Origin of the sequence: Mycolicibacterium aurum (assembly GCF_900637195.1) — a bacterium.
Lineage (GTDB): Bacteria > Actinomycetota > Actinomycetes > Mycobacteriales > Mycobacteriaceae > Mycobacterium > Mycobacterium aurum.
In genome coordinates, this window is record NZ_LR134356.1 from 1,743,018 (window position 1) to 1,769,944 (window position 26,927).

Below are 26,927 nucleotides of genomic sequence, written 5' to 3' on the forward strand. Positions count from 1 at the left end.
CGGCGAAGTAGTCAAATCTTGACCATCCACTGAATCGCAAGTGTATGGTGCGGTCCGTGCCCCACCTCACCGACGCGGATGTGCGCGAACCCGAGGTGGCACGCCTGATCGGACTGCCCTTCGACGATGACGACGAGGTCCTGCGGTCGGCGATCGACGAGGCGAGCGTGCCCGCCCTGCTGATGTCGATGGTGCACATGACCGGCGATCTCGGCATTCTCGACGAGCTCCCCAGCCCCGTCATGCTGATCGCGATGGACCTGCAGGGCGCCATGAGCGAACCCGACAAGAAGGTCGTGCGGGACCGTGCCTTCGACGTGGCGCGGGACTACCGCGACCGAGGCTGCCCGCCGCCGTTCGTGCCGGACCGTACCCAGCTGACCGAGATGCTCGGTGTGCTGTCCGCCGGTCAGGTCACCGAGGAGTTCATCGACTACATCGCCGCCGACCTGCGGGTGACCGACGCCGACCACTGCGGCCCGGTGCTGCGGTCCACCGTCGAGCAGCGGGCTGCCTGCCCGGTGGTCATCATCGGTTGTGGTGAGGCGGGACTGCTCGCCGGTATCAAGCTCACACAGGCGGGTATGCCGTTCACGATCGTCGAGAAGCAGTCGGGCGTGGGCGGCACCTGGCTGGCAAACCGCTATCCGGGATGCCGAGTCGACATCGCGAGTCAGTACTACACGTATTCCTTTGAGCCAACCGACCATTGGGAGCACCACTACGCGACCCAGCCCGAGATTCTGCGGTACCTGCGCGACGTGATGGACAGCTACGGCATCGGTGACCACGTCCGGTTCGGCACTGCGGTCACCGGCGCGCAGTGGGATGAGGCGACCTCGACATGGCGCGTGCAGATCCGCACCGGCGACGGTACCGACGACACACTCACGGCCCGCGCGCTGATCTGTGCCGTAGGCCAGTTCAGCTCCGCGGTGATTCCCGACATCGCGGGCGCCCCCGATTTCGGCGGGCCGTCGTGTCACACCGCCGACTGGGACGAGTCCATCGACCTGACCGGCAAAAGGGTCGCCGTGATCGGTGCCGGTGCCAGCGGTTTTCAGCTGGTGCCTGCCATCGCGGGCACCGCCGCCCACGTCGACGTCTACCAGCGCACCCCGCAGTGGATGGCGCCCAACGTGCACTACCACGAGCCTGTGGGCGCCGGTGCCCGCTGGGCCACCCGCCACCTCCCGTATTACGGGCGCTGGCTGCGCGTCGTGTCATGGTGGCCGATTGCCGACGCGCTCGATGAACAGATCACCATCGATCCCGGCTGGGACACGGGCGGATTGTCGGTCAGCGAAGGCAATCAGGCGATCCGGGACATGTTCGTCGCATGGATGCGGGCGTTCACCGACGACGAAGACCTGCTGGCCAAGGTGACGCCGAACTATCCGCCGATGGGCAAACGCACCCTGCAGGACGACGGCACGTGGCTGCGTACGCTGCAACGCGATGACGTGGAACTGGTCACCGACCCGATCGCCGAGATCACCCGCGACGGCGTCACCGATGTGCGCGGTGTGCATCGCCCAGCCGATGTACTGCTGTGGGCCACCGGGTTCGACGTCAACCATCAGCTCGGCACCCTCGACGTGCGCGGCACCGATGGAGTCGGCCTCAACCAGGCCTGGGGTGACGCCGCCTACGCCTATCTCGGCGTCACCGTTCCCGGGTTCCCCAACTTCTACTGCATGTTCGGCCCGGGCACCAACGCCGTCAACGGTGCGAGCATCATCTACAACTCCGAGTGCCAGATGCGCTACATCCTCGGATGCCTCGACATGATGCTGGCGGTCGGCGCGACGGCGGCCGAGCCGCGGGCCGAGGTGTGCGTCGACTACGACCGGCGCAGTCAGGCCCGGCTGAGCACCATGGTCTACGCCCACCCGGCGGTCAACAACTACTACAAGAACTCCAAGGGCGAGCTGCCCACATTGTTCGCATGGCGCATCGTCGACTACTGGCGGTGGACGCATCACCCCGAGCCGCAGGACTATGTCTTGAGAAGTGCTTCACAACAGGAGGTTTCATGACCGGACGACTGGCAGGAAAGGTCGCTCTCATCAGCGGTGCGGCTCGGGGCATGGGTGCGTCGCACGCCCGGATGATGGTGTCGCACGGAGCCAAGGTGGTGTGCGGGGACATCCTCGATTCCGATGGCGAGCTTGTGGCCAAAGAACTGGGTGACGCCGCCCGGTACGTGCATCTGGACGTCACCCGCACGGAGGACTGGGACGCGGCGGTCGCCACCGCGGTGGCGGAGTTCGGTGGTCTGGACATCCTCGTCAACAACGCGGGGATCCTCAACATCGGCACGATCGAGGACTACGAGCTGTCGGAATGGCATCGGATCCTCGACATCAACCTCAACGGCGTCTTCCTGGGAATCCGCGCAGCGGCGCCGACGATGAAAACGGCCGGCCGCGGCTCCATCATCAACATCTCCTCGATCGAGGGCTTCGCGGGTACCGTCGCCTGCCACGGCTACACCGCAACCAAGTTCGCGGTCCGTGGGCTCACCAAGTCGACAGCTCTGGAGTTGGGGCCGTTCGGGATTCGGGTGAACTCGGTCCACCCCGGCCTGGTGAAGACGCCGATGGCCGACTGGGTGCCCGAGGACATCTTCCAGTCCGCGCTGGGCCGGATCGCGCAGCCGCAAGAGGTCAGCAACCTGGTGGTGTATCTGGCCAGCGACGAGTCGAGCTACTCGACGGGCGCCGAGTTCGTCGTCGACGGCGGAACCATCGCAGGTCTGGCCCACAAGGACTTCTCCGCCGTCGACGTCGAGCAGCAGCCGGACTGGATCACCTAGCCCGTTGTGCCGCCGGCCCGATCCATCCGCCTGCCCAGCTCGGCGCGGGAGCCGATGCCGAGCTTGCGGTAGATCTTCGTCAGGTTGTGTTCGACGGTCTTGGCGCTGATGAACATCGCCGCGGCGATGTCCTTGTTGGTCGCTCCGGATGCCGCCATCTCGGCCACTCGCTGTTCGGACGGTGTCAACTGACTCAGGCCGTCAGAGGGGGCGACGACGGCGCGGGACAGTTCGGCCTTGGCCCGGCGTGCCCACAGTGGAAAGCCCAGCCGCTCGAATGTCTGCAGCGCTTCGGTCAGATTGGTTGCAGCCGTGTTCTTCTGCCGCAGGCGGCGCTGCAGCTGACCCAGCAGCAGCTGGGTCCTGGCACGTTCGAACGGCATGGGCAGGAGCTCGTGCTCGGCCATTGCGCGATGTGCCGTCTCCTCGGCGGCATTGATGTCGCCGTCGGCGGCAAGCAGCATCGCCCGGCATCGCGCGCCGACCGCCTTCATCCAGTGGCGGTCGTGTTCAATGCCATTCTGTTCCAATGCGCTGGTGAGGAATTCGGCGTCACCGAGCCTGCCCACACCGACCATCGCCTCGATCACGTCGGGCAGGTGCCACGCGTACATCACCTCGGTGGACGGCACCCGCCCGGTGTCGAGGAAGGACATGTCCAGCGCCTCAAGCGCCTCGCGATGGTTGCCCAGCGACTCTTCGAGGAAACACAGTGTCATTCCCGGCCAGTCGGCGATGTGGGAGGCCTGACGATTCTTGATCGCGCCGAGAACCCAGTGTGCATCGGCACGCGCGTCCTCGACCCGCCCCGCATAGGCGGCCAGCGCTCCCCGCACCGTCAACGGGATGATGAGGACGTCGGCGCCGCCGAGTTGTTCGGCCCGCTCCACGGCCTCGGCGGCCTCGGCGACCGCCTCGGAGACCTGCCCTCGCCAAAGATGGTTTATCGCAAGGAATCCCGCGATCGCCATCATGTCGCTCTCCGCGCCCCGCTCGACGCAGACGGCACGCACCGCGGTCAGTTCCCGGTGTGCCTGCTCGAGCCGGCCCGTCCACGACATCGCGAGGGCGTGGACGAAGGGGGCGCGGAAGATGATCGGCAGATCGAGTGCGCTGTCGTAGAGATCCATCGCGCGCTCCAGCGACCGTGCGTCCAGCCCACGGCCGCACTGGAAATCCACGTTCACCGACCACGCCAGCGCGGCGCTGGTGATGCCCGGCACCCCGAGCTCCTCGGCCAGTTTGACGGCGTCACGGACGTGCCTGCGCGCATCGTCGAGGTCGCCGATGTTGTTCAGCGCGAACGACAATCGCAGCAGCACCTGGACCAGGACCGGGACATTGCCTGCGCCGTCGTCGAGGGCGGCGCGCAGGAGTTCGACCGCCTCGGAGTGTTCGTTCTCATACATGCGTACCGTGGCCAGCAGGCTGGCGGCCAGCGCGCGCAGGATCGGTGGCTCGATCGCGTCGATCCGGCCGAGCGCCGCTGCGGCCCTGGCGGTATCGCCGGCCAGGAAGTGGTTCTCCGCGGACTTCATCCGTCGCATCGGGTCGTCCCCGCCGAGCCCGATCGCCAGGTCTACCAACTCGGCCGCGGCGGCGGGAGCCCCGCGGGCGCGGGCGGAATCCGCGGCCTGATCGAGCGCGGTGAAGATCTCGTCGTCCCCACTGGCCGACGCCAGTGCCAGGTGGCGGGCCCTGAGTTCGGGCTGCGTCTCCAGCGCCCCCATTCTGCGGTGCATCGCACGCCGCGCTGTCGGTCCGGCGTCGGTGTAGACGCCACTGGCCAGCAGCGGGTGGGTGAATCGGACCCGGTTCCCCTCGATCGTGACCACACCCGCGGTCTCGGCATCGTCCAGCCACGCCGCCACCTCCGCGGGCGTCTTGTCGTGGGCGCGGGCCAGCAGGTCCACGGTCGGATCTGCCACGCACGCCACGCTCAGCAGCAGGGTGCGTGTCTGCTCATCGAGCAACCCGATGCGCCGTCGCACCAGGTCGGCCAGCGTCGCGGGCAGCGCGGACTCGGCTCCGGTGGGGCCGTCGCCCACGGCGTGCGCCAGCTCGAGTGCGAAAAACGGGTTGCCGCCCGAGGTTTCGGCGATGCGGAGCACGGACGGACGGGTCAGCTTGCGTCCCAACCTCTCCGCGATCATCGAATGCAGGGCAGCGGTGCTCATCGGGCGGACCCAGATTCGGTCGACACCGTCGGGACGGTCCAGGGTCAGCCAGCCCACCGTCGCCCCTTCTCCCGGGGCGCAGCGCTCGGTCACCAGAACGCCGAACGGCCCGCGGAGCCGGCGCACCGCGAACTCGATCGCGGCGCGACTGGACGCGTCGAGCCACTGCACGTCGTCGACTGCGATGAGCACCGGCCCGTCGTCGGCCAGCGCATGGAGAACCGCGACGAATGCCGCCCCCACCACGCGCTGGTCGGTCGGTGGGCCGTCGCCTCCCGCGCGCAGCAGCACGCGGTCCAGCGCCAGCCGCTGCAGCCCGGGCAGCCGGTCGAAGACGGCGTCCTCGACGCCGTCCAGCAGATCGGCCAGTGCGGCGAACGCCATCACCGACTCGGCCTGCCCGACCCGCGCCGTGAGCACCCGGAAATTGCGCTCGCGGGCCTGCTCGAGTTGGGACAGCCACAGAGTGGTCTTGCCGATCCCGGCCTCGCCTTCGATGATCAGCCCGGTGGGTGCCCCTGCGGCTGCAGCCAGAAAACCAGCAACCTGGGGCTCATTGGCTGGCGTGGTGGCACTGGGCATGTCGATCATCATTGCAGCGGGCAGAAGCTCACGCACCACTTCTGTCAGTTACTGCACAAATTAGCCGGATGACCGATCAGCGCACCGCAACGACAACCTTGCCGCGGGCGGATCGGTCCTCCAGTGAGCCGATGGCCTCGGCGGCCCGCTCCAGCGGATACACCACCGGATCGGGCGCGGGCACGGCACCCGAGGCCAGCAGTGGCTGCAGCTCGGCCCACTGCTCCTGCAGGAATCCAGGGTGGGTCAGCGTCCACGCGCCCCAACCGACACCGACCGCGTCGACGTTGTTGAGCAACAGTCGGTTCACCTTCACCGTCGGGATCTCGCCGCCGGTGAATCCGACCACCAGAAGGCGGCCGCCGGGGGCCAGGGAGCGAAGGGAATCGGTGAAGCGGTCGCCGCCGACGGGGTCGACCACGATGTCCACGCCCCGGCCCCCCGTCAGCTCCTTCACCGCATCCTTGAATCCGTCGGCGAGCACGACGTCCGAGGCCCCTGCCGCGCGCGCCACATCGGCCTTCTCGTCGGTGCTGACCACCGCGATCGTGCGGGACGCGCCGAACGCCGGCGCGAGCCGCAGCGTGGACGTCCCGATACCGCCCGCGGCACCGTGCACCAGCACCGTCTCGCCCTGAGTCAGCCGCCCTCGGGTGCGCAGCGCGAACTGCACCGTCAGGTCGTTGAACAGGATTCCGGCGCCGGCCTCGAAGGACAACTGGTCAGGAAGGGCGAAGACCCGCTCAGGCTGTAGCGCAACAACTTCGGCCATCGCGCCGCACAGCATCGTCAACCCGACCACCCGGTCACCCGGCCGCACGTGCGCGCCCTCGGGCGCGCTGCGCACCACTCCCGCGATCTCGGCGCCCGGCGTGTAAGGCATCGCCGGCTTGTACTGATAGAGCCCGCGGGACTGCAGGGCGTCGGGGAACGCGACGCCCGCAGCGTGCACGTCGACGAGGACCATGCCGTCCTCGCCGGTGGGTTCGTCGATCTCCACGACCTTCGCGGCCTGCGGCCCGTCGAGTTCGGCTATCTGGATCGCGCGCATGGTCGGCCTCCCGGGTGATCTCGCATCGTCTCGAACCATTTAACTCACACCCGGATCGACGCCTCGCCGGCGGTGCCCGCCGGGTACAGTCACGTACCCGGCAAAGTCGCCGACCTACAGGAGCGCGCATGGCACGAGGTGGCAGCACCCGAATCCGCGGACAGGGATTCGCCCCGGCACAGGCCCTGCCTCCGGGCCGGGTGGTCGACGTCCGATCCAAGGACGGCGTGCGACTGCACACCGAGGTGTTCGGCCCCGCCGACGGTTACCCCATCGTGCTGGCGCACGGGATCACCTGTGCGATCCGCGTCTGGGCCCACCAGATCGCCGACCTGTCACGCGACTATCGGGTGATCGCCTACGACCATCGCGGCCACGGCCGCAGCGGAGTCCCGCCGCGCCGGGGCGGGTACAGCCTGGACTATCTGGCCGCCGACCTCGATGCCGTGCTCGATGCGACGCTGACGCCGGGGGAGAGGGCCGTGATCGCCGGGCACTCGATGGGCGGCATCGCGATCTCGTCGTGGTCCGAGCGGCTCCCGCACCGCGTGACCGAGCGTGCCGATGCCGTCGCGCTGATCAACACCACCACCGGCGATCTGCTGCGCAACATCAATCTGCTGCCGGTGCCGCCGACCCTGGCCGAGGCCCGGGTGCGCGCCGCGGGCACCATGCTGAGAACCTTCGGCGCGGCGCCACTGATCCGTGCCGCCGACCGGCCCAGCCGACGCTTCGTCTCGACGATCGCCGTGGGGCGCGACGCCGACCCCGCCATCGTCGACTTCGTGTTCGAGCTCTTCAACGGCACGCCGCCGGCCGGCCGGGGCGGATGGGCGCGGGTATTGGTCGACCATCTGGGCCCACGGCACATCGCGCTGACGAACCTCACGGTGCCCACGCTGGTGATCGGAAGCACCAAGGACCGGCTGCTGCCGATGGTCTCCGCACGCCGAATTGCCTCCACCGCACCAAATCTGGCCCGGTTCGTCGAGCTCTCCGGTGGGCACTGCGCGATCCTGGAACGGCCCGACGACGTCAACGAACAGCTGCGGTGGCTGATCGACGGCGTCGCTCACCCGCGCCGCGTCAGCTCCTGATGCGCCTCGCCGGCCGCCCGTAAACCGGAGCGCACCGCGCCGTCGAGGAATCCGGTCCACCGGTCGGACGTCTCCGTCCCCGCCCAGAAGATTCCGTCGACCGCGGCGCGCAGCCAGCGGCCGTGTGCCGTCCACGACCCGGGTGGCACCGCGGCGGTCGGTCCACCGGGGGCGAACGACTCGTCGCCCCAGCAGTGGTCCAGATAGTCCACCGGTTCGGCCGCGGCGTCGCCGAACAGCGCGGTGAAGCCGGCGAGCGCGACGTCGCGCCGCTGGTCGGCAGGAAGCGGGTCGAACGTGCGGGCGTCGGTGAACCCCAGCAGGACGCCCGGCCCGCCGTCGCCCGGACTGCAGTCGAAGGTGATGAACACCGGACCCTCGTCGGAGAGCGCCTCCCCCGAATAGCCCTCCGCCCGCCAGAACGGCGTGGGATACGCGGCGTAGGCCTTGCTGAGGTGGCCCTGAGGCCAGTGCTGGCTCAGCTGACCGTATTCGGCGGGCAGGGGCGGCTCGAACCGGATGGCCGCACGGTGTTCTGGCGCGACGGCGACGACGACAGCGCCCGCCGTGAGGGTGTTGTCGCCTGCGCTGACGCTGACGGTGTGGTCGGCGTTGCGGGTGATGGCGCGCACCGGTGCGCCGAGCACCACGCGCTCACCGAGTTCGGCGGCCATCCGTACCGCGATCTGCTGCGTGCCCGCCAAGAACCGGTCCTGCTGGGCGCCGCCCTCGACGTCGAGCATCCGGTTCAGGCCGCCCGCGGACTTGACATAGCGCACCGCGTGCAACATCGACACGGCGTCCGGTTCGGCGCCCCACGTCACCCGCGCCATGATCGCCATCAGATCTCGGGTGGAGGCGCCGGCGTGCACCGACCGCAGCCACTCGTCGAGTGACACGGCGTCGAGTTCCCCGGCGTTCGGCGCGGTCCAGGGTTGGTCCACCGGGACTTTCCTGCTGATGCGGTCGAACCGCCACTGGATCCGTGAGACGTCGAGTAATTCGAGGATCGACAGCCGTGGGATGGTGCTGCGATACGCCCGCACGCGGCCGCGCCAGCGGATGAGGTTCTTGCCCTGTCCGTAGGTCGGCACGGATTCGCAGCCGAGCTCGGACGCCAGCGCCAGGACCGCGTCCTGGGTGGGCCCCACGAAGGTCGCGCCCAGGTCGACGGGGACTCCTGCGACGGAGCCGGTGTAGGAGCGGCCGCCCACCCGGTCTCGGCCTTCCAGGACCACCACCTCGTGCCCGAGCCGGGTCAGCTCCCGCGCCGCCGACAGCCCGGCAAAACCCGCACCTACGACAACGACATCGACCATGTGCCAATCCTGGCGGATCCGGCGCGCCGGCGGATGCATACAGCCGTCGTGATGCACCCGGATTCGCGGCCAATCGTCGACGGAGCGGGGGGCTGGGTCCTAGGGTGGTACCCGTCCGTTCCAACCGGGCCACAGGAGGTTGCAGGGTGCAGGACCACCTCGACGGGGATTTCTCCGACGTTCTGATCATCGGCGCGGGCATTTCGGGAATCGGGGCCGCCTACCGGATCCACGAACGTAATCCCCAGCTCACGTACACGATCCTGGAGCGGCGATCGCGGATCGGCGGTACCTGGGACCTGTTCCGCTACCCGGGCATCCGGTCGGACAGCGACATCTTCACGCTGTCGTTCCCCTGGGAGCCGTGGACTCGACCCGAGAACGTCGCCGACGGTGAGTACATCCGCGAGTACCTGACCAACACCGCGCACAAGCACGGCATCGACCAGCACATGCGGTTCGACACCCACGTGAAGTCGGTGGAGTGGGATTCGACGACGGACACGTGGACGGTGCACGCCGAGCACGAGGGCCAGGCGCGGGTGTACCGGGCGCGCTTCCTGTTCTGCGGAACCGGCTACTACAGCTACGACGAGCCGTACACGCCCGAGTTCCCTGGCATCGAGCGGTTCGGGGGTCCGGTGGTGCACCCTCAGTTCTGGCCAGAGGATCTCGACTACACGGGCAAGCGCGTCGTCGTCATCGGCAGTGGTGCGACTGCGATAAGCCTGATCCCCGCGCTGGCCGAGAAAGCTGAGCACGTGACGATGCTGCAGCGGTCGCCGACGTACATGATGTCGATGGCGCGCGTGGATCCGATGGTGGACTTCATCCGTAAGGTGTTGCCGCCCAAACTGTCCCACTCTGTAGTGCGGTTCCGTAACGCGGCGTTCCACATCTTGACCTACTTCATGTTCCGCAAGGCGCCCAAGTTCGGGCGCAAGCTGGTCCGCAGCCGGGCCAAGGCGGCCCTGCCGGAGGGCTATGCCGTCGACGTGCACTTCAAGCCGAAGTACAACCCGTGGGACCAGCGGATGTGCCTCATTCTGGATGAGGACCTGTTCACCGACATCAGCGAAGGCCGCGCCGACGTCGTGACCGACACCATCGACCACGTGGACGAGACGGGCATCGTGCTGACCTCGGGTGCCCGGGTGGACGCCGATGTGATCGTCACCGCGACCGGTTTGCAGCTGCAGGCGCTCGGCGGCATCCGCGTCGTCATCGACGGCGAAGAGATCAAGCCGACCGACAGGTTCGTCTACAAGGAGTATCTGCTCGAGGACGTCCCGAACATGGCCTGGTGTATCGGATACACGAACGCGTCATGGACGTTGCGCGCGGACATGACGGCGAAAGCAGTCGCGAAACTGTTGGCGTACATGGACTCTCGTGGCTACACGCACGCCTACCCGCATCTGGGGGAGGCGCCGATCGCCGAGAAGCCCACCTTCGACCTGCAGGCCGGCTACATCAGGCGGGCGCCGCACGCGCTGCCGAAGTCGGGAACGCGGCGGCCGTGGAACGTGCGGCACAACTACGTGCTCGACGTGATCGACCACCGATTCGACCGGATCGAGGAGTCGATGGTGTTCGGGCGCGCCGCGGTGCGCGAGCCGGCCTGAATCTCCGCCGATTCGCCGAGCCTACGGTGCGACGGTGAGCCAGTCGGCGAAGCCCGACGGATCGTGGCGGCCCAGCGCACCGTGCTCGAACAGTCCCCAGCCTTCGCGCTCGGTGCCGTCGGCGTCGCGGCACACCGCACGACCGACATGGTCGATGACGCCGAATCCGGCCCGGCCGACGATCGCGGGATCGGTCATGTCGTAGGTGAACCGCTCGGTGAAGCCCTCGCCCTTCCACATCCCGTGGATCCAATCGGAATCCCCGCCGTAGCCGCCGCCGACATGGATCGGCACGGGCAGCTTGGACTCGACGTCGAAATGGACTGGGCTGCCGTCGGATGCGGTGGCCTCGATGGTCGCGCCGGTCGGGATGCGGGTGCCGGAGCGGTAGTGAATCTTCACGCGCGGCCAGCCGAGTTGCTCGACGCGACCGTCCTTCCAGATGCGGGTGCAGTCGTTGAGGGACCGGAAGCCACTGGGCTCCTCCTGAATGATGATGACGATGCCGAAATCGTCGAACGCCATCGGCACATACAGCCACCACATGCCCTCGAACGGGGGATCGGCAGGCCGCCCGGCCGGCTCCGCCTCACCGATGGGCCGGATTCCCCAGGACCTGTCCCGAGTGCCGATCCAGCGGGCCGGGTCGACATCGATGGTCTGGCCGTCGATCTGGAGCTGTCCGCTCCACGTGCCCACCTGGGCGAACCGCTGGGCGTCGAGTGTGACGCGGTTGCCTGCGCGCAGGACGTGCCGCTGTTCCTGGACGACGTCGAACAAGCCGTTCCACGTCAGATCGGCGGCGATGCCTTCGGTTTCGTCCAGCTGGATACGCAGCGTGCGCAGCGGATCGATGACCTCCACGCGGTAGTTACCGACGTGCTGGTTGAGCCTGTCGTGGTCGATGGCGTCGGACAGGTGCACTGCGGTTTGGGAATCTCCGCGCCTCACGAGCAGGAACGCGTCCTTGACGCCGAGGTTCGGGTAGTAGCCGATCCCGCTGACGACGAAGATGTCGCCGGTGCGGTCGTGGGCGTTGAAGTAGGACCGGTCATAGAAGTTGCGATCCGAGGACCCGGGCCAGGCAATGGGCTGGGGTAGCTGGTGTACCGGGTACTCATCCATCGGTCCGAGCATCAGTCCGCCTCTCCGATCAGTCGTTTGAGCAGTGACGCGTGGTAGAACAGCGTCTCGACATCGGCGGGCTTCTCGACCTCGCCGAAATGGACGCGACGCGCTCCGGTGCGCATGAATACACAGCACCAGACCACTGCGGAGTACACGTAGAACCAGTCCAGGTTGCCGATCTCGACGCCGGTGAGCTCACGGTAGGTGGCCCGGACGTCGGATTCGGTGAGGAAGTCCGGCATCCCGGGCATACCGGCCAGCTTGGTGAGCTCCTGGAACACCATGTGCGCGAAGCTGATCCAGGCCAGATCGAATTCGCGCGGCCCGACCGTGGCCATCTCCCAGTCCAGTACGGCGACCGGGGTGAAGTCCTGATAGATCACGTTGCCGATGCGCGCATCGCCCCAGACCAGAACGGGTTTTGCGGCCGCGACGTCATCGGGGAAGCGGTCTTCGAGCCAGGCCAGGGCTCGTTCGACCAGGGGTGAGCGGCCGATGTCGGGCACGCTGAACTCATACCAGCTCTTCAGCCAGCCGAAGTGACGGTGCAACGCGGTCTCGCCGGGCGGGTCGACGTCCTGAAGAAACCCGAAGACCTGCGCCGCGTTGGGAATCGAGTGCAGCTTCGCCAGTACCTCCACGGTGCGATCCTGGAGGCGGCGCTGCTCCTCGGGGCTGGCGTCGAAAAGCCAGTTGTCGCCGAAGGTGTAGGGCATCACGTCGGGTGGGACGACGCCGTCGACGCGGTCCATCAGGAAGAACGGCCGGCCCAGCACCTCGCCGGTACTTTCGAGCCAGCGGACCGGCGGTACCGCGACATCGGTGAGTTCACCGACCAGCCGGATCACCTCGTGCTGGTGGTCGAGGCGGTAATGTTCGAAAACGGGGATGTCTGCCTCGGCGGGGGCGACCCTGGCCACCCACTTCTGCTCGACCGGGCTCCCGCCCTGAAGCCAGCGGCCGTGCAACAGAATCGTTTCGGAGGACATGCCGTTGCTGTCGACACCGCTTTCCACCGTGATGTCGGGCGTGGTGTCCGGTAGCAGCGTGGACAGCCACTGCGACAGAACAGAGGGAACATTCGACATGTCCCGGCTGGAGCGTTGGAGCCGGTCCACGTTGTCGACGGCTGGTTCGCTGGGCACAGATCGGTCCTTCCCGCCGGCGCGGTTGCGGCACGGCACTAATACGATACCGTGGGTAGCGATATGAAAACAGACCCGTCGCCGGGTGACAAGACCCCGGGTGCCGGACGCCCACGTGATCCGCGCATTGACGCTGCCATACTGCGTGCCACCGCGGATCTACTTGTCGAAATCGGCTATTCGAACGTCACGATGGCGGCGGTCGCCGAGCGGGCGGGCACCACCAAGACCGCTCTGTACCGGCGGTGGTCGAGCAAGGCCGAACTCGTCCACGAGGCCGCCTTCCCGATCACGCCGACGGCGATGCAGGCGCCGCCGGGCGACGTCGCCGCCGATCTGCGGGCCATGATCGAGGCGGCTCGCGACGTGTTCACCAGCCCGGTGGTGCGTGCTGCGCTGCCGGGTCTGATCGCGGACATGTCGGCCAACGCAGAGCTCACCGGACGCATCGGGGCGCGCTTCACCGACCTGTTCGTCGCCGTCCGGGTGCGTCTACAGGACGCGGTCGAGCGTGGGGAGGTACGCGCCGACGTCGATCCCGACCGGCTCGTCGACCTGGTCGGTGGTGCCACCCTGCTGGCCCTGCTCCAGACACCCGACGAGCTTGCCGGCGCGTCCTGGGTCGACAAGACCACAGACATCCTGCTGCACGGCGTGGTCGTGTAGCGGCCGGAACCCTGCACCGCGAGCGCGCATGTCTGCACCTAGACACGCCGCTGCGGCTGGCATTGCGCGTGCGGTCGTAGGCCGCGAGCGCGCGCTGAATGCCACCAAAGTGCGGCGTGTCGTCGTACAAACACGCACGCTCGCGGTGCGAGGGAGTCAGGTCGGTGGGATCTGTTCCCTGTTGCGCCGGGCGACGGCGTCGAACCGGTCGCCGAGACCGTCGAAGCCCTGCGAGTCACGGTGCTGCACCACCGCGATCTTCTGCTCGGCAGCCAGCGCCGGGTCCGTCACTGCCGCGGCGCCCGTCGCGTAGATCTCTTTGAGGCTGAGCATCGTCGGTCCCGGCACCTCGGCGATCTGCGCCGCGAGCTCCGAGGCCCGCTCGAGTAGCCGTTCATGGGGCACCACCTCGGTCACCAGTCCGATCCGCTCGGCACGGGCCGCGTCGACCACCTCACCGGTCATGGACAGGCGCCGCGCCATGGCAGCGCCGACAAGCTGGGGTAACCGCGCGGTCATCCCGCCGCCCGGCAGGATGCCCACCCGGGCGTGCGTGTCGGCGAACACCGCGCGCTCCGAGGCGATCAAGAAATCGCAGCCCAGAGCCATCTCCAGGCCGCCGGTGAAAGTGGCCCCGTTGATCGCCCCGATCACGGGCGTGCGCAGCGCGGCCACGGCCGCGATGCAACTCTGCGACCGGAACTCCTCGAAATACGAGAGCCCATCGCGGGCAGCCTCTTTGAGGTCGACACCCGCGCAGAACGCGGGATCGGTGCCGGTGAGGATGATCGACCGCACCGAGGGGTCGGCGTCAGCGGCGGTCAGTGCCGCGTACGTCGCACGGATCAGGTCGCGACTGAGCGCGTTCCGCGCGGACGGACGGTTCAGCGTGATCACCCGGACACCGTCGCGGTCGGCGGTCAGGACGAGCTCGTCGGTGGTCATCCGAGATTCGTATCAGAGGAAGCGATTGGCGGAGTTCGCAAGGTCCAGCAGGGGCTGCGGCAGTGCGCCGAGCGCGAAGGTGACCGCCGCGGTGACCGTGACGACGCCGGTGGTCAGCGCGCTGGGCACCACCACGGTCGGGGCGTCGTCGGGTCTATCGGTGAAGAACATCAGCACGATCACCCGCACATAGAAGTACGCGGCAATCGCGCTGGCGAGCACACCCACCACCACCAGTGGGATCGCGCCACCCTCACCCGCGGCCTTGAACACCGCGAACTTGCTCACGAACCCACTGGTCAGCGGGATCCCAGCGAAGGCCAGGAGGAACAGGGAGAAGACAATGCCGATAAGGGGATATCGCTTGCCCAGCCCGGCCCACCGCGCGATCGCCGTCTCCTCATCACCGCCGGCATCGCGGACCAGGCTCACCACCGCGAACGCGCCGACCGTGGAGAAGCCGTAGGCGAACAGGTAGAACAGCGTCGACGACAGCCCTGACTCGTTGCCCGCGATGACGCCGGTGAGGATGAACCCGGTGTGTGCGACCGCCGAGTACCCCAGCATGCGCTTGACATCGTTCTGGGTCACCGCGGTGATGGTCCCGACGAGCATGGTCAGGATTGCGATCGCCCACAGCACCGGCCGCCAGTCCGCGCGCAGCTCGGGGAGCGCCACGTAGAAGATGCGCAGCATCGCGCCGAACGCGGCGATCTTGGTGGCCGCGGCCATGAAGGCGGTGATCGGCGTGGGCGCGCCCTGATAGACGTCCGGGATCCACGAATGGAAGGGCACCGCGCCGACTTTGAACAGCACACCGACCAGCAGCAGCCCGGTGCCGATCATCGCCAGCGACGGCCTGCCGGTGCCCGACGCGACGGCGTCGGCGATGCCTGGAAGTGTGAGCGTGCCCGCGTAGCCGTACAGCATCGCGGCGCCGTAGAGAAAGAACGCCGAGGCGAACGCGCCCAGCAGAAAGTACTTCAGCGAGGACTCCTGCGAGAGCAGGCGCCGGCGCCGTGCCAGCCCGCACAGCAGATACAGCGGCAGCGACAGCACCTCCAGCGCGATGAACATCGTCAGCAGGTCGTTGGCGGCGGGGAACAGCAGCATGCCGCCGACGGCGAACAACGTGAGCGGGAAGACCTCGGTCTGGATGGCGCCGGCCCTGGTCGCCTGCTTTTCCACGACGCTTCCCGCGATCGCGGACGCCTGCGGGGTGAATGCGTCCAGCCCGCCGGCGCTTTCGCCGTCCGGCACGCCGGGCACCGTGATCTGGCGCTCGCCGATCAGCAACACCCCCAAGACGCCGACCAGCAGGATGGTGCCCTGCAGGAACAGCGCGGGCAGGTCGACGGCCACCGCGCCCATGACTGCGGTGGATCCGGTGCCGCCGGGCAGGTCGCCGGCGATCAGGACGACGGCGATGAATGCCGCGATCAGGGCGGTGATGCTCAGGGCCACCTGGGCGCCGTACCGGTGCCGCCGGGGCAGGAACGCTTCGACGAGCACGCCGAGCACCGCCGCGCCGAGCACGATCAGCATCGGGGAGATGAGCCCGTATTCGATGCTGGGAGTGGGGATGTTCATCGCACCGGGCCTTCCGCCATCCGGGGTGCCGGGTCAGTCTGCTTGATCGTCGTCAGCGTGTGCGTCACCGCGGGATTGATGACATCGAGGGCCGGCTTCGGGTACACGCCGAGCACCAGCAGGACCGCGATCAGCGGTGCCACCACCGCGATCTCCCTTGGTACCAGGTCGCGGATCTTGTGCTCACCGTCGGTGAGTGCGGCGGGAAGCGGGCCGGTCATCATCCGCTGATACATCCACAGGATGTAGATCGCCGAGAGTACGAGCGCGCTTGCTGCGAGGACCGCGAACACCGGGTAGCGGGTGAATGTGCCGATGAGTACCAGGAATTCACTGATGAACGGAGCCAGCCCGGGCAGTGACAGCGTGGCGAGGCCCGCGACCAGGAACGTGCCGGCGAGCACCGGTGCCACTTTCTGCACGCCCCCGTACGCGCTGATGAGGCGGGATCCGCGCTGCGACACCAGGAAACCGGCGATCAGGAACAGTGCCGCCGTCGAGAAGCCGTGGTTGACCATGTACAGCGTGGAACCGGACTGGCCCTGGGTGGTCATCACGAAGATGCCGAGGATGATGAAGCCGAAGTGTGAGATCGATGTGTATGCGATCAGGCGCATCACGTCGGTCTGCCCGATCGCGACGACGGCGCCGTAGACGATGCCGATCACCGCCAGCGTGATGATGAGCGGGCTGAAGTAGGACGCCGAGTCGGGGAACAGTGGCAGGCAATAGCGGATCATGCCGAATGTGCCGACCTTGTCCATGATGGCCATCATCAGGACCGCGCTGGCCGGGGTGGCCTCGACGGCCGAATCGGGGAGCCACCGGTGGAAGGGCCACAGCGGCGCCTTGACGGCGAACGCGAACATGAACCCGCCGAACAGCAGATGCATCACGGCCGGGTTCATGACGAACTCACCGCCGGCGACGGCCGCGACGATCGCGCGGAAGTCGAATGTGCCCGCCGCGAACGCGTCGCTGCCCGCCGTCGCCACATACAGGCCGACGACCGCGGCGAGCATGACGAGACCACCGATGAGGTTGTACAGCAGGAACTTCACTGCCGCCTTGCTCCGGTTCTGGCCGCCGAACCCGCCGATGAGGAAGTACATCGGGATCAGCATCGCCTCGAAGAACACGTAGAACAGCAGGATGTCGAGGGACACCAGGGAGATCAGCACCATGCCTTCGACGGCGAGTGTCAGCGCGAAGTAGATGTGGGCCGACCGGCCGCCCCAGCTGGTCTGGTCGCGCGCGTCGTTCCATCCGGCGATGAGCAGCAGCGGCAGCAGAACTGCCGTCAGGACCACCAGGGCCAGCGCGATGCCGTCGATACCGAGGATGTAGCCGGTGCCGAAAGACGGTATCCAGCGGTAGTTCTCCACGAATTGAAACTGTTCGCCGCCGGGGTCGAAGCGCACGGCGATCACCGCGGCGACGACGAGCACCGCCAGCGACACGCTCAACGCCACCCATTTGACCAGAGTGCGTGCGGCGGCGGGCAACAGCAGCACCACCACGGCGCCCACCATCGGAATGGCCCACAGTACGGTGAGAATCGGCAGCGACGTCACCACAGGTTCACCGCCAGGATGGTCGCGACGACGACGGCCGCGCCGGCCAGCATCGACAGGGCGTAGGAGCGTGCGAAACCGGTCTGCAAGTGCCGCAACCCTTCCGAGATGCGGGAGACCCCCGCGGCCAGTCCGCTGGCGGCCCCGTCGACCGCTTCGTCGTCGAGCTCGACCAGCCCGCGGGTGAACTGAACGCCTGGCTGCATCAGCACCTTCTCGTTGAAGGCGTCGCCGTAAAGGTCGCGCCGCGCGGCGACCGTCAGCGTAGACCCGGCCGGCACCTCCTCGGTGACCGGTCGCGACCCGTACATCCGGTAGGCCACCCCGATACCGATCGCGACGACGGACAGCACGATCACCGTGACCACCCAGACGGGAAGGACGTGGTGGATCTCGTGCACGCCGACCACGGGTTCGAGCCAGTGCTCCAGGGTTCCGCCGATGGCCAACGCGCCACCGGCCGTCACCGAGCCGATCGCGAGCAGGATCATCGGCCAGGTCATCACGGCAGGTGACTCGTGCGGCTTGGCGTGTTCTGCCCAGCGCTTCTCGCCGAAGAACGTCATCAGCATCACCCTGGTCATGTAGAACGCCGTGATGCCGGCACCGAGAATTGTTGCGCCGCCCAGGATGACGCCTTTGGCCCCGCCTGCACCCAGCGCTGCCTCGATGATGCCGTCCTTGGAGAAGAAGCCTGCCAGCGGCGGGATCCCGATGATGGCCAGGTAGCCCAGCCCGAATGTGGCGAAGGTGATCGGCAGCGCCGTGCGGAGCCCGCCGTAGCGGCGCATGTTCACCTCGTCGTCCATCGCGTGCATCACCGACCCGGCGCCCAGGAACAGGCCCGCCTTGAAGAAGCCGTGGGTCAGCAGGTGCATGATGGCGAATGCGTATCCGGCCGGGCCGAGACCCGCGGCCAGCACCATGTAGCCGATCTGGCTCATGGTCGAGGCCGCCAGCGCCTTCTTGATGTCGTCCTTCGCGCAACCGATCACCGCACCGAACAGCAACGTCACCGCGCCGACCACCACCACCGCGGTCTGGGCGTGCGGGGCCAGGTCGAAGACGGGACCGGAACGCACGATCAGGTACACGCCCGCGGTGACCATCGTGGCGGCGTGGATCAGCGCCGACACCGGGGTGGGGCCCTCCATGGCGTCACCGAGCCAGGACTGCAGCGGCACCTGGGCTGATTTGCCGCAGGCGGCCAGCAGCAGCATCAGCCCGATGGCGGTCAATGTGCCCTCGGCGAGTCCCGGTGCGGCGTCGAAGATCGCGGCGAAGGAGACCGACCCAACGGTCGCGAACATCAGCATCAGCGCGACCGCGAGACCGATGTCCCCGACCCGGTTGACGACGAATGCCTTCTTGGCGGCTGTGGCCGCGGACGGCTTGTGCGACCAGAAGCCGATCAGCAGGTACGACGCCAGACCGACACCCTCCCAGCCCATGTAGAGGCCGAGGTAGTTGTCGGCGAGCACCAGCAGCAGCATCGCGGACAGGAACAGGTTGAGGTAGGCGAAAAAGCGCCGCCGTCCCGGATCGTGCGCCATGTAGCCGATGGAGTAGATGTGGATCAGCGATCCGACGCCGGTGATCAACAGCACGAAGCACATCGACAGCTGGTCGAGGTGCAGACCGAAGTCGACGCGCAGCGCACCGACGGGGACCCAGCTGAACAGGGACTCGTGCACGGCGCGGTCCTCGTCGGCGCGGCCCAGCATGCCGGTGAACAGGATCGCCGCACAGGCGAACGACGCGAGCGACGCGGTCGTGCCGAGCAGATGCCCCCAGCGATCCGATCGACGGCCTGTGAGCAGGAGGACCGCCGCACCCACGAGGGGCAAGGCGACGAGGAGCCACACGGGTAGCGTCATCCGGCCTGGCCCATCAGTTCTTCAGCAGGCTTGCCGCGTCGACGCTGGAGGAGCGCCGAGTTCGGAAAATGGTCATGATGATGGCCAGGCCGATCACCACCTCGCACGCCGCGACGACCATGGTGAAGAACGCGACCACCTGGCCGTCCAGCTGCCCGTGTATCCGCGAGAACGCGACGAACGCCAGATTTCCTGCATTGAGCATCAGCTCGACACACATGAACATGACGATGGCGCTGCGCCGCAACAGCACTCCGGCGGCACCGATGGTGAACAGCAGCGCCGACAGGTACAGGTAGTTATCGGGACTCACGGGGCTCCTCTCCGTCTGTCGGCACCGGGCGGATCTGCAGAATGGCGCTGACCGACAACTCCGACCCGGATCCGTCGGGCAACCGGGCGGGGACGTCGACGGCGTTGTGGCGCGCGTACACGCCGGGGTTGGGCAGCGTGGTGGGGTGCCCACCGGGCGCGAAGCGTTCGGCGGCAAGCTCTCTCTGGGTCTTACGGTGCTCGAACCGTTCCCGGTGTGCGAGCAGCATCGCGCCCAGGGTGGCGGTGATCAGCAGGGCGCCGGTGAGTTCGAACGCCCACAGGTAGTCGGTGAAGATCAGCGCAGCCAGGCCCTCGACGTTGCCTTCGTCGTTCGCCTGTTCCAGACCGACGACGCCTGACACCGAGACACTGCCGATTCCGGCGATGAGTAGGATTCCGAACCCGACGCCGACGGTGATGGCTGCAACCCGTTGTCCGCGAAGCGTTTCCACCAGAGATTGCGAAGAGTCGACTCCGATGAGCATGAGCACGAACAGGAACAGCATCATGACCGCGCCGGTGTACACGACGATCTGGACGACTCCGAGGAACGGCGCGTCCTGGACGATGTACAACACGGCGAGCGCGATCATCGTCACCGCCAGCCAGATGGCGGAGTACACGGCCTTGGGTGCGGCAACGACGCCGAGCGCGCCTGCGACGGCGACCGCGGCGAAGACCCAGAAGAGCACGGTCTCGGTCACTTGGTGTCCTGAACTGCCGGCGCGATACTGCCGAGAACGTTTCCGCGGTAGTAGTCCTCGTCGGTAGTCCCCGGTGCCATCGCATGCGGCGGCGGTTCCATGCCGGGCTGCAACGGGGCCAGCAGCTTGTCCTTGCCGTAGATCAGGTCGGCGCGATTGTCGTCCGCCATTTCATAGTCGTTGGTCATGGTCAGCGCACGCGTCGGGCAGGCCTCGATGCACAGCCCGCAGCCGATGCAGCGCAGATAGTTGATCTGGTAGACCTGGCCGTAACGTTCGCCGGGCGAAAACCGTTGCGCCTCGGTGTTGTCGGCGCCCTCGACGAAGATCGCGTCCGCGGGGCAGGCCCACGCGCACAGCTCGCAGCCGATGCACTTCTCCAGTCCGTCGGCATACCGGTTGAGTTGATGTCGGCCGTGATAGCGCTTGGCCACGGGACCCGGCTTCTCGGGGTACTCCTCGGTCACCGGCTTCTTGAACATCGAGCCGAACGTGACGCCGAAACCGGCGACGGCGTCGAGGAAATCAGACATCGGCACGCTCCTTCGCCGGAAGCGGCGGCACCGGGAAAGCGCCGTCGACAACCGGATGGACGGTGGGTTCGGGGATGGCTCTGGGACGTTTGGCCCGCACCGCCGCCCAGCCGATCAGACCCGCGACGATGACGAGGCCGACCACGGCGGTGACCCAGGTTCTGTCGTCCACGTCGAGCAGGGTGTGGAGGAACGCCACGATCATCGTCCACACCAGCGAGACCGGGATGAGTACTTTCCACCCCAGCACCATGAACTGGTCGTAGCGCATCCGGGGCAGGGTGGCGCGCAGCCACATGAAGAAGAACAGGAACAGCCACACCTTCGCGGTGAACCACAGCAGCGGCCACCAACCGCTGTTGGCCCCCTCCCAGATGCTGATGGGCCACGGGGCATGCCAGCCGCCGAGGAACAGCGTGGTGGCCAGCGCCGACACCGTGGTCATGTTGACGTATTCGGCAAGCATGAACATCGCGAACTTCAGCGACGAGTATTCGGTGTGGAAGCCGCCGACGAGCTCGCCCTCGGCTTCGGGGAGATCGAAAGGCGCACGGTTGGTTTCACCGACCATCGAGGTCAGGTACACCAGGAAGGAGGGCAGGAGCAGGAAGATGTACCAGGTGTCGTTCTGGGTGGCGACGATGCCCGATGTCGACATCGTGCCTGCGAAGATGAACACCGCGACGAACGACAGCGCCATCGCGATCTCGTAGGACACCACCTGTGCCGACGAGCGCAGGCCACCCAGCAGCGGGTACACCGACCCGGACGCCCAGCCGGCCAGCACGATGCCGTAGACCCCGATCGAGGTGACCGCCAGGATGTAGAGCACGGCCACGGGCAGGTCGGTCAACTGCAGTGCGGTCCGGTGACCGAACACCGACACCTCACCGCCCAGCGGGATGACCGCGAAGGCCAGAAACGCCGGAATCACCGAGATCACCGGCGCGGCAAGGTAAATCCACTTGTCGACGCCTGCCGGGATGAGCCCCTCCTTGAGCGCAAGCTTCACCCCGTCGGCCAGTGACTGCAGCAGGCCGTGCGGACCCACCCGGTTGGGCCCGAAACGCAACTGCATACGGCCCAGGATCTTGCGCTCGATCAGGATCGCCGACAGCACGGTGAGCAACAGGAAGACGAAGATGCCGAGCGACTTGGCGAGGATCAACCACCACGGATCGTGGCCGAACAGCGTCGTATCCGGATAGGTCACTGGTCAGCCCGCCCGATGCTCACCACGGCACCGGTGGTCACCCCGAGTGCACTGTGCACGTGACTGCCCGGGGAGTTCAGCGGCAGCCACACGACGCGATCGCCCATGTCGGTCACCTCGACCGGCAGCGTGATCGCTCCGCGGTCCGTGCTGACCGTGAGCAGGTCGCCGTCGCCGGCCCCGATCTCGGCCGCGGTCGCCGGGGACAGCCGGGCAGCGGGAGGCCTGGCGGTACCGGCGAGGTAGGGCTCACCGTCCTGCAGCAAGCCGGCATCGAGCAGCAGACGCCATCCGGCGAGCACGGCCTGCCCGAGGCCTGGTTCCGTCGTCACCGGATCGGGGTGCGCGGTCGCGGGGCGCTCTCCGGACCACAATCCGAGGCGAGCCCGCTCGTCGGCCGCCGCCGCCACCGTCGGTATTCCCAGGTCGACGCCGATCTCGTCGGCGAGGAAGGTCAGCACTCGCAGGTCGGTGACCGCGTTCGTGTGCAGGGACGGCTCGAACGGACGAATTCGGCCCTCCCAGTTGGTGAACGATCCGGACTTTTCGACCACCGGCGCGATGGGGAACACCACGTCCGCCCGCTCGGTGACCTCGCTGGGCCGCAGTTCGAGGCTCACCACGAACGGCGCTGCGTCGATCGCCGCGAGTGCGGCACCAGGGTCGGGCAGATCGGCCAGTTCGACACCGCCGACCAGAATCGCGGACAACTCGCCGTTGCGGGCGGCCGCCAGGATGCCGGCAGCGTCGCGGCCGGCGGTATCGGGCAGGGCGTCGACGTTCCAGGCGTCGGCCATCTGCCGGCGTGCGTCCCCGTCGCCGACCGGGCGCCCTCCCGGGAGCAGATTCGGCAGCGCCCCGGCCTCCACCGCGCCGCGGTCCCCGGCCCGGCGCGGAATCCACGCCATCCGCGCTCCCGTGACCTCGGCCAGGCGTGCCGCCGCCGACAGCGCGCCGGGCGACGTCGCCAGACGCTCGCCGACGAGGATGAGCGAGCCCGGCAACGCCAGGAGTTCGTCGTCGGTGAGCGCGCGCAGTGCGGCCGCCTCGCCGCCGGGAACCGTCGAGACGAGCCTGCCCGCCAGTTTCTCGAGACTGCGGGTGGCCATCGGCGCCACGGAGATCACCTGCAGGCCGTGCTTGCGGACCGCTTTGCGTAGCCGCAGGAAGACGATCGGCGACTCCTCCTCGGGTTCCAGCCCGGCGAGCAGCACCGCGGGCGCATTCTCCAGGTCGGCGTAGGTGACCGTCATCGGCAACCCCGCGACATTCGCGGCGAGGAAGTCGGCCTCCTCGGCGCTGTGCGCGCGAATACGGAAGTCGATGTCGTTGGTGCCCAGCACGATCCGGGCGAACTTCGCGTAGGCGTAGGCGTCTTCTGCGGTTGCTCTGCCGCCGACGAGCACCGCGGCGCGTCCCGCTGCCGCCGCCAGCCCGGCGCCCGCGACACCCAGTGCCTCCGACCACGACGCCGGTCGCAGCGTGCCATCGTCGTCACGCACCAGTGGGGTGGTGATCCTGTCGCCGACGGTCGCGTAGCGGAAAGCCCAACGGCCCTTGTCGCAGTTCCATTCCTCGTTGACCTCGGGGTCGTCGCCGGCGAGGCGGCGCAGCACCTTTCCCCGCCGGTGATCGGTGCGCTGCGCACATCCGGATGCGCAGTGCTCGCACACGCTGGGGCTCGACACCAGATCGAAGGGCCGCGCACGGAACCGGTATGCGGTGCCGGTCAGCGCTCCCACCGGGCAGATCTGCACCGTGTTGCCCGAGAAGTAGGACTGGAACGGCTCACCCGGTGCGATGCCGACCTGTTGCTGCGCGCCACGTTCGAGCAGATCGATGAATCGATCGCCGGCGATCTGGTCGGAGAACCGCGTGCACCGGGCGCACAGGACGCACCGTTCGCGGTCCAGCAGTACCTGTGACGAGATGTTGATCGGTTTCGGGAAGGTGCGTTTGACATCCTCGAACCGGGTCTCGACACGGCCGTTCGACATCGCCTGGTTCTGCAGTGGGCACTCGCCGCCCTTGTCGCAGACCGGGCAGTCCAGCGGGTGATTGATGAGCAGCAGTTCCATCACGCCGTGCTGTGCCTTGTCGGCCGCTTCCGAGGTGTGCTGGGTGCGTACCACCATGTCGGGCGTCACCGTCGTGGTGCACGACGCCAACGGCTTGCGCTGACCTTCGACCTCCACCAGGCACTGCCTGCAGGCGCCCACCGGATCTAGCAGCGGATGATCGCAGAACCGGGGAATCTGCACGCCCATCAACTCGGCGGCCCGAATCACCAAGGTGCCCTTGGGGACCGAGATCTCGTGGTCGTCGATGGTCAGCGCCACCATCTCGACCGGCGGCGCCTCGGAGGCGCGCTCAGTGACTGTCATGCACCCACCCCTTCCGGTGCGACGAGCATCGATGCGTACGGATCGAACGGGCACCCGCCCGCAACGTGAGCCTCGTACTCGTCGCGGAAATACTTGAGAGACGACACGATCGGGCTGGCCGCGCCATCGCCCAGCGCGCAGAACGACTTACCGAAGATGCTGTCGGCGATGTCGAGCAGCTTGTCGAGATCGGCCTCGTTGCCCTGGCCGTTTTCCAGTCGTTCGTAGATCTGCGCCAGCCAGTACGTGCCTTCCCGGCACGGCGTGCACTTACCGCAGGACTCGTGGGCGTAGAACTGCGTCCATCGGCGCACTGCCCGCACCACGCAGGTGGTCTCGTCGAAGATCTGCAACGCCTTGGTGCCGAGCATAGAGCCGACGCCGGCCATGCCCTCGTAATCCAGTGGGACATCCAGATGTTCGGCCGTCAGCAGCGGTGTGGACGAGCCGCCCGGTGTCCAGAACTTCAGCTCGTGGCCTGCCCGCACGCCGCCGGCGTAGTCGAGCAGCTCGCGCAGAGTGATGCCGAGCGGTGCCTCGTACTGGCCGGGCGTGGTGACGTGACCGGACAGCGAATACAGCGTGAAACCGGGCGACTTCTCCGAACCCATGGAACGGAACCAGTCCACGCCGTTGAGCAGGACCGGCGGGACGCTGGCGATCGACTCGACATTGTTGACCACCGTCGGGCAGGCGTAGAGACCGGCGACGGCCGGGAACGGCGGCCGCAGCCGGGGCTGACCCCGCCGACCCTCCAGCGAGTCCAGCAGTGCGGTCTCCTCACCGCAGATGTAGGCACCCGCGCCTGCGTGTACGACCAGTTCCAGGTCGAAACCCGAGCCGTGGATGTCGTTCCCCAGATGTCCTGCGGCATACGCCTCGGCGACCGCGGCCTGCAGCCGGCGCAGCACCGGGACGACCTCACCGCGCAGATAGATGAACGCGTGATGCGCGCGGATTGCGTACGCCGCGATGATGGCGCCCTCCACCAGGAAGTGGGGGGTGGTCATCATCAACGGAATGTCCTTGCACGTACCGGGTTCCGATTCATCGGCGTTGATCACCAGATAGTGCGGCTTGGCGGCCGGGCCGTCGTCACCCTGTGGAATGAACGACCACTTCGTCCCGGTCGGGAAGCCGGCACCGCCTCGCCCCCGTAAACCGGAGTCCTTCACGGTCGTAATGACGTCATCCGGCCCCATCGCCAATGCCCGCTCCAGGGCCTGATATCCACCGTGGCGGCTATAGGTGTCCAACGACCACGGTTCGGGCTCGTCCCAGAATCGGCTGAGGACAGGTGTCAGAGGTGTCGTCACGAGTTGGCCTCTTCGGGATCGGTTTCCGCCGTCGACGATTCGGCCGGGACGGTGGCCGACGGAGCCGGTGCCGGTTCGTCCTTGACGGACTCGGCCGCCACGGCCTCGTCATGTCCGGCCGAGGTGCCCGACGTATCCGTGGGAGTACCGGGTTCCGGGGCGGACATATCGTGCTCGTGCGCGAACCGCAGCCCGGCCAGCGTCGCCGCACCCACGGGTCCGGCGGTGGCCGCACTGCCCGGGCTCGGCAGGCCGGCGAGAAGTCTCGCTGTCTCGCGGAACGTGCACAGCGACCCGCTTCGCGACGGCATCGGGATATCGCCCGTACGCAGCGCATCGACGAGATCACGTGCCGAGGAGGGCGTTTGATTGTCGAAGAAGTCCCAGTTGACCATCACCACCGGCGCGTAATCGCATGCAGCGTTGCACTCGACGTGCTCGAGGGTGACCCGCCCGTCGGCGGTGGTCTGTCCGGCTTCGATGTCCAGATGGTTCTCCAGGGCCTCAAGGATCGCGTCGCCGCCCATGACGGCGCACAGCGTGTTCGTGCATACGCCCACCAGGTAGTCACCGGTGGGGGTGCGCCGGTACATGGAGTAGAACGTGGCGACCGCCGTCACCTCGGCAGGTGTCAGTCCCAATTGCCCTGCGCAGAAACTGATTCCCGCTGGCGTGAGACAGCCGTCCTCGGCCTGCACGAGATGCAGCAGGGGAAGGAGCGCCGATCTGGGCTGCGGGTAGCGCCCGATGATCTGCGCCGCATCAGCCTGCAGGCGCTCCGCCACATCTGCGGCATAGGTGGCGGGCCCATGGATCGGTGGTCCCGGCTCGTCGGGGCGCTGACCGAGCTCGACGAAGATCGTCACCT

Annotated in this window: 21 protein-coding genes; 5 read left to right on the forward strand and 16 right to left on the reverse strand. The window is 67.6% G+C overall.

Annotated elements, in window-relative coordinates; genetic code table 11:
* Nucleotides 1-56: 56 nt before the first annotated feature.
* Entirely contained in the window at nt 57-2,039 is a 1,983-nt protein-coding gene (locus EL337_RS08295; RefSeq protein ID WP_083443214.1) for a flavin-containing monooxygenase, read from the forward strand.
* Nucleotides 2,036-2,818, forward strand: a complete 783-nt coding sequence (locus EL337_RS08300; protein ID WP_048634307.1) for a glucose 1-dehydrogenase — start codon at nt 2,036-2,038, stop codon at nt 2,816-2,818. The genes EL337_RS08295 and EL337_RS08300 overlap by 4 nt, the downstream gene beginning before the upstream one ends.
* Here EL337_RS08300 and EL337_RS08305 read toward each other — a convergent pair.
* The gene (locus tag EL337_RS08305) at nt 2,815-5,577 is read right to left on the reverse strand and encodes a helix-turn-helix transcriptional regulator (RefSeq protein ID WP_197724207.1); all 2,763 of its coding nucleotides are present in this window, start codon (nt 5,575-5,577) and stop codon (nt 2,815-2,817) included. The two genes, EL337_RS08300 and EL337_RS08305, sit on opposite strands and share 4 nt — an antisense overlap.
* Nucleotides 5,578-5,653: 76 nt before the next feature.
* The gene (locus tag EL337_RS08310) at nt 5,654-6,628 is read right to left on the reverse strand and encodes an NADPH:quinone oxidoreductase family protein (protein ID WP_048634306.1); all 975 of its coding nucleotides are present in this window, start codon (nt 6,626-6,628) and stop codon (nt 5,654-5,656) included.
* A 128-nt stretch (nt 6,629-6,756) separates the two neighbouring features.
* Here EL337_RS08310 and EL337_RS08315 point away from each other — a divergent pair, with 128 nt between their 5' ends.
* Nucleotides 6,757-7,725, forward strand: a complete 969-nt coding sequence (locus EL337_RS08315; protein ID WP_048634305.1) for an alpha/beta fold hydrolase — start codon at nt 6,757-6,759, stop codon at nt 7,723-7,725.
* Here EL337_RS08315 and EL337_RS08320 read toward each other — a convergent pair.
* Entirely contained in the window at nt 7,701-9,044 is a 1,344-nt protein-coding gene (locus EL337_RS08320) for a flavin monoamine oxidase family protein (RefSeq protein WP_048634343.1), read from the reverse strand. The two genes, EL337_RS08315 and EL337_RS08320, sit on opposite strands and share 25 nt — an antisense overlap.
* A 146-nt stretch (nt 9,045-9,190) precedes the next feature.
* On the opposite strand from EL337_RS08320, the gene EL337_RS08325 reads away from it, so the two are divergent.
* Nucleotides 9,191-10,669 (forward strand): flavin-containing monooxygenase, encoded by a 1,479-nt coding sequence (locus EL337_RS08325; RefSeq protein WP_048634304.1) that lies wholly within the window; start codon nt 9,191-9,193, stop codon nt 10,667-10,669.
* Nucleotides 10,670-10,690: 21 nt separating this feature from the next.
* Here the strand turns inward: EL337_RS08325 and EL337_RS08330 are convergent, their stop codons facing one another.
* Entirely contained in the window at nt 10,691-11,806 is a 1,116-nt protein-coding gene (locus tag EL337_RS08330) for an Rv3169 family protein (RefSeq protein ID WP_048634303.1), read from the reverse strand.
* Nucleotides 11,806-12,942, reverse strand: a complete 1,137-nt coding sequence (locus EL337_RS08335; RefSeq protein ID WP_048634302.1) for a phosphotransferase family protein — start codon at nt 12,940-12,942, stop codon at nt 11,806-11,808. Before EL337_RS08335 ends, EL337_RS08330 begins: the two co-directional genes overlap by 1 nt.
* 63 nt (nt 12,943-13,005) lie before the next feature.
* Here EL337_RS08335 and EL337_RS08340 point away from each other — a divergent pair, with 63 nt between their 5' ends.
* Nucleotides 13,006-13,608 (forward strand): TetR/AcrR family transcriptional regulator C-terminal ligand-binding domain-containing protein, encoded by a 603-nt coding sequence (locus tag EL337_RS08340; RefSeq protein ID WP_048634301.1) that lies wholly within the window; start codon nt 13,006-13,008, stop codon nt 13,606-13,608.
* Between the two features lie 156 nt (nt 13,609-13,764).
* Here the strand turns inward: EL337_RS08340 and EL337_RS08345 are convergent, their stop codons facing one another.
* The 11 genes from EL337_RS08345 to nuoE are packed head-to-tail and all read right to left on the reverse strand — an operon-like array spanning nt 13,765 to nt 26,925.
* Nucleotides 13,765-14,553: an enoyl-CoA hydratase gene (locus EL337_RS08345; RefSeq protein ID WP_048634300.1), complete on the reverse strand. Its 789-nt coding sequence runs from the start codon at nt 14,551-14,553 to the stop codon at nt 13,765-13,767.
* Between the two features lie 12 nt (nt 14,554-14,565).
* Nucleotides 14,566-16,143, reverse strand: coding sequence for an NADH-quinone oxidoreductase subunit NuoN (gene nuoN, locus EL337_RS08350; protein ID WP_048634299.1), 1,578 nt, complete (start codon nt 16,141-16,143; stop codon nt 14,566-14,568).
* The gene (locus EL337_RS08355) at nt 16,140-17,717 is read right to left on the reverse strand and encodes an NADH-quinone oxidoreductase subunit M (protein WP_407662576.1); all 1,578 of its coding nucleotides are present in this window, start codon (nt 17,715-17,717) and stop codon (nt 16,140-16,142) included. Before EL337_RS08355 ends, nuoN begins: the two co-directional genes overlap by 4 nt.
* Nucleotides 17,714-19,594, reverse strand: coding sequence for an NADH-quinone oxidoreductase subunit L (gene nuoL / locus EL337_RS08360; protein WP_048634297.1), 1,881 nt, complete (start codon nt 19,592-19,594; stop codon nt 17,714-17,716). The genes EL337_RS08355 and nuoL overlap by 4 nt, the downstream gene beginning before the upstream one ends.
* Nucleotides 19,595-19,607: 13 nt before the next feature.
* Nucleotides 19,608-19,907 (reverse strand): NADH-quinone oxidoreductase subunit NuoK, encoded by a 300-nt coding sequence (gene nuoK / locus EL337_RS08365; protein ID WP_048634296.1) that lies wholly within the window; start codon nt 19,905-19,907, stop codon nt 19,608-19,610.
* A complete protein-coding gene (locus EL337_RS08370) occupies nt 19,894-20,613 on the reverse strand; it encodes an NADH-quinone oxidoreductase subunit J (protein ID WP_048634295.1) in 720 nt (239 codons plus the stop codon). Before EL337_RS08370 ends, nuoK begins: the two co-directional genes overlap by 14 nt.
* Nucleotides 20,610-21,146: an NADH-quinone oxidoreductase subunit NuoI gene (gene nuoI, locus EL337_RS08375; protein WP_048634342.1), complete on the reverse strand. Its 537-nt coding sequence runs from the start codon at nt 21,144-21,146 to the stop codon at nt 20,610-20,612. The genes EL337_RS08370 and nuoI overlap by 4 nt, the downstream gene beginning before the upstream one ends.
* On the reverse strand, nt 21,139-22,359 hold the full coding sequence (gene nuoH / locus EL337_RS08380; protein WP_048634294.1) for an NADH-quinone oxidoreductase subunit NuoH: 1,221 nt from the start codon (nt 22,357-22,359) through the stop codon (nt 21,139-21,141). The genes nuoI and nuoH overlap by 8 nt, the downstream gene beginning before the upstream one ends.
* Nucleotides 22,356-24,743, reverse strand: coding sequence for an NADH-quinone oxidoreductase subunit G (locus EL337_RS08385; protein WP_048634293.1), 2,388 nt, complete (start codon nt 24,741-24,743; stop codon nt 22,356-22,358). The genes nuoH and EL337_RS08385 overlap by 4 nt, the downstream gene beginning before the upstream one ends.
* Nucleotides 24,740-26,059 (reverse strand): NADH-quinone oxidoreductase subunit NuoF, encoded by a 1,320-nt coding sequence (nuoF, locus tag EL337_RS08390; RefSeq protein WP_048634292.1) that lies wholly within the window; start codon nt 26,057-26,059, stop codon nt 24,740-24,742. Before nuoF ends, EL337_RS08385 begins: the two co-directional genes overlap by 4 nt.
* On the reverse strand, nt 26,056-26,925 hold the full coding sequence (nuoE, locus tag EL337_RS08395; protein ID WP_048634341.1) for an NADH-quinone oxidoreductase subunit NuoE: 870 nt from the start codon (nt 26,923-26,925) through the stop codon (nt 26,056-26,058). The genes nuoF and nuoE overlap by 4 nt, the downstream gene beginning before the upstream one ends.
* Nucleotides 26,926-26,927: the final 2 nt, after the last annotated feature.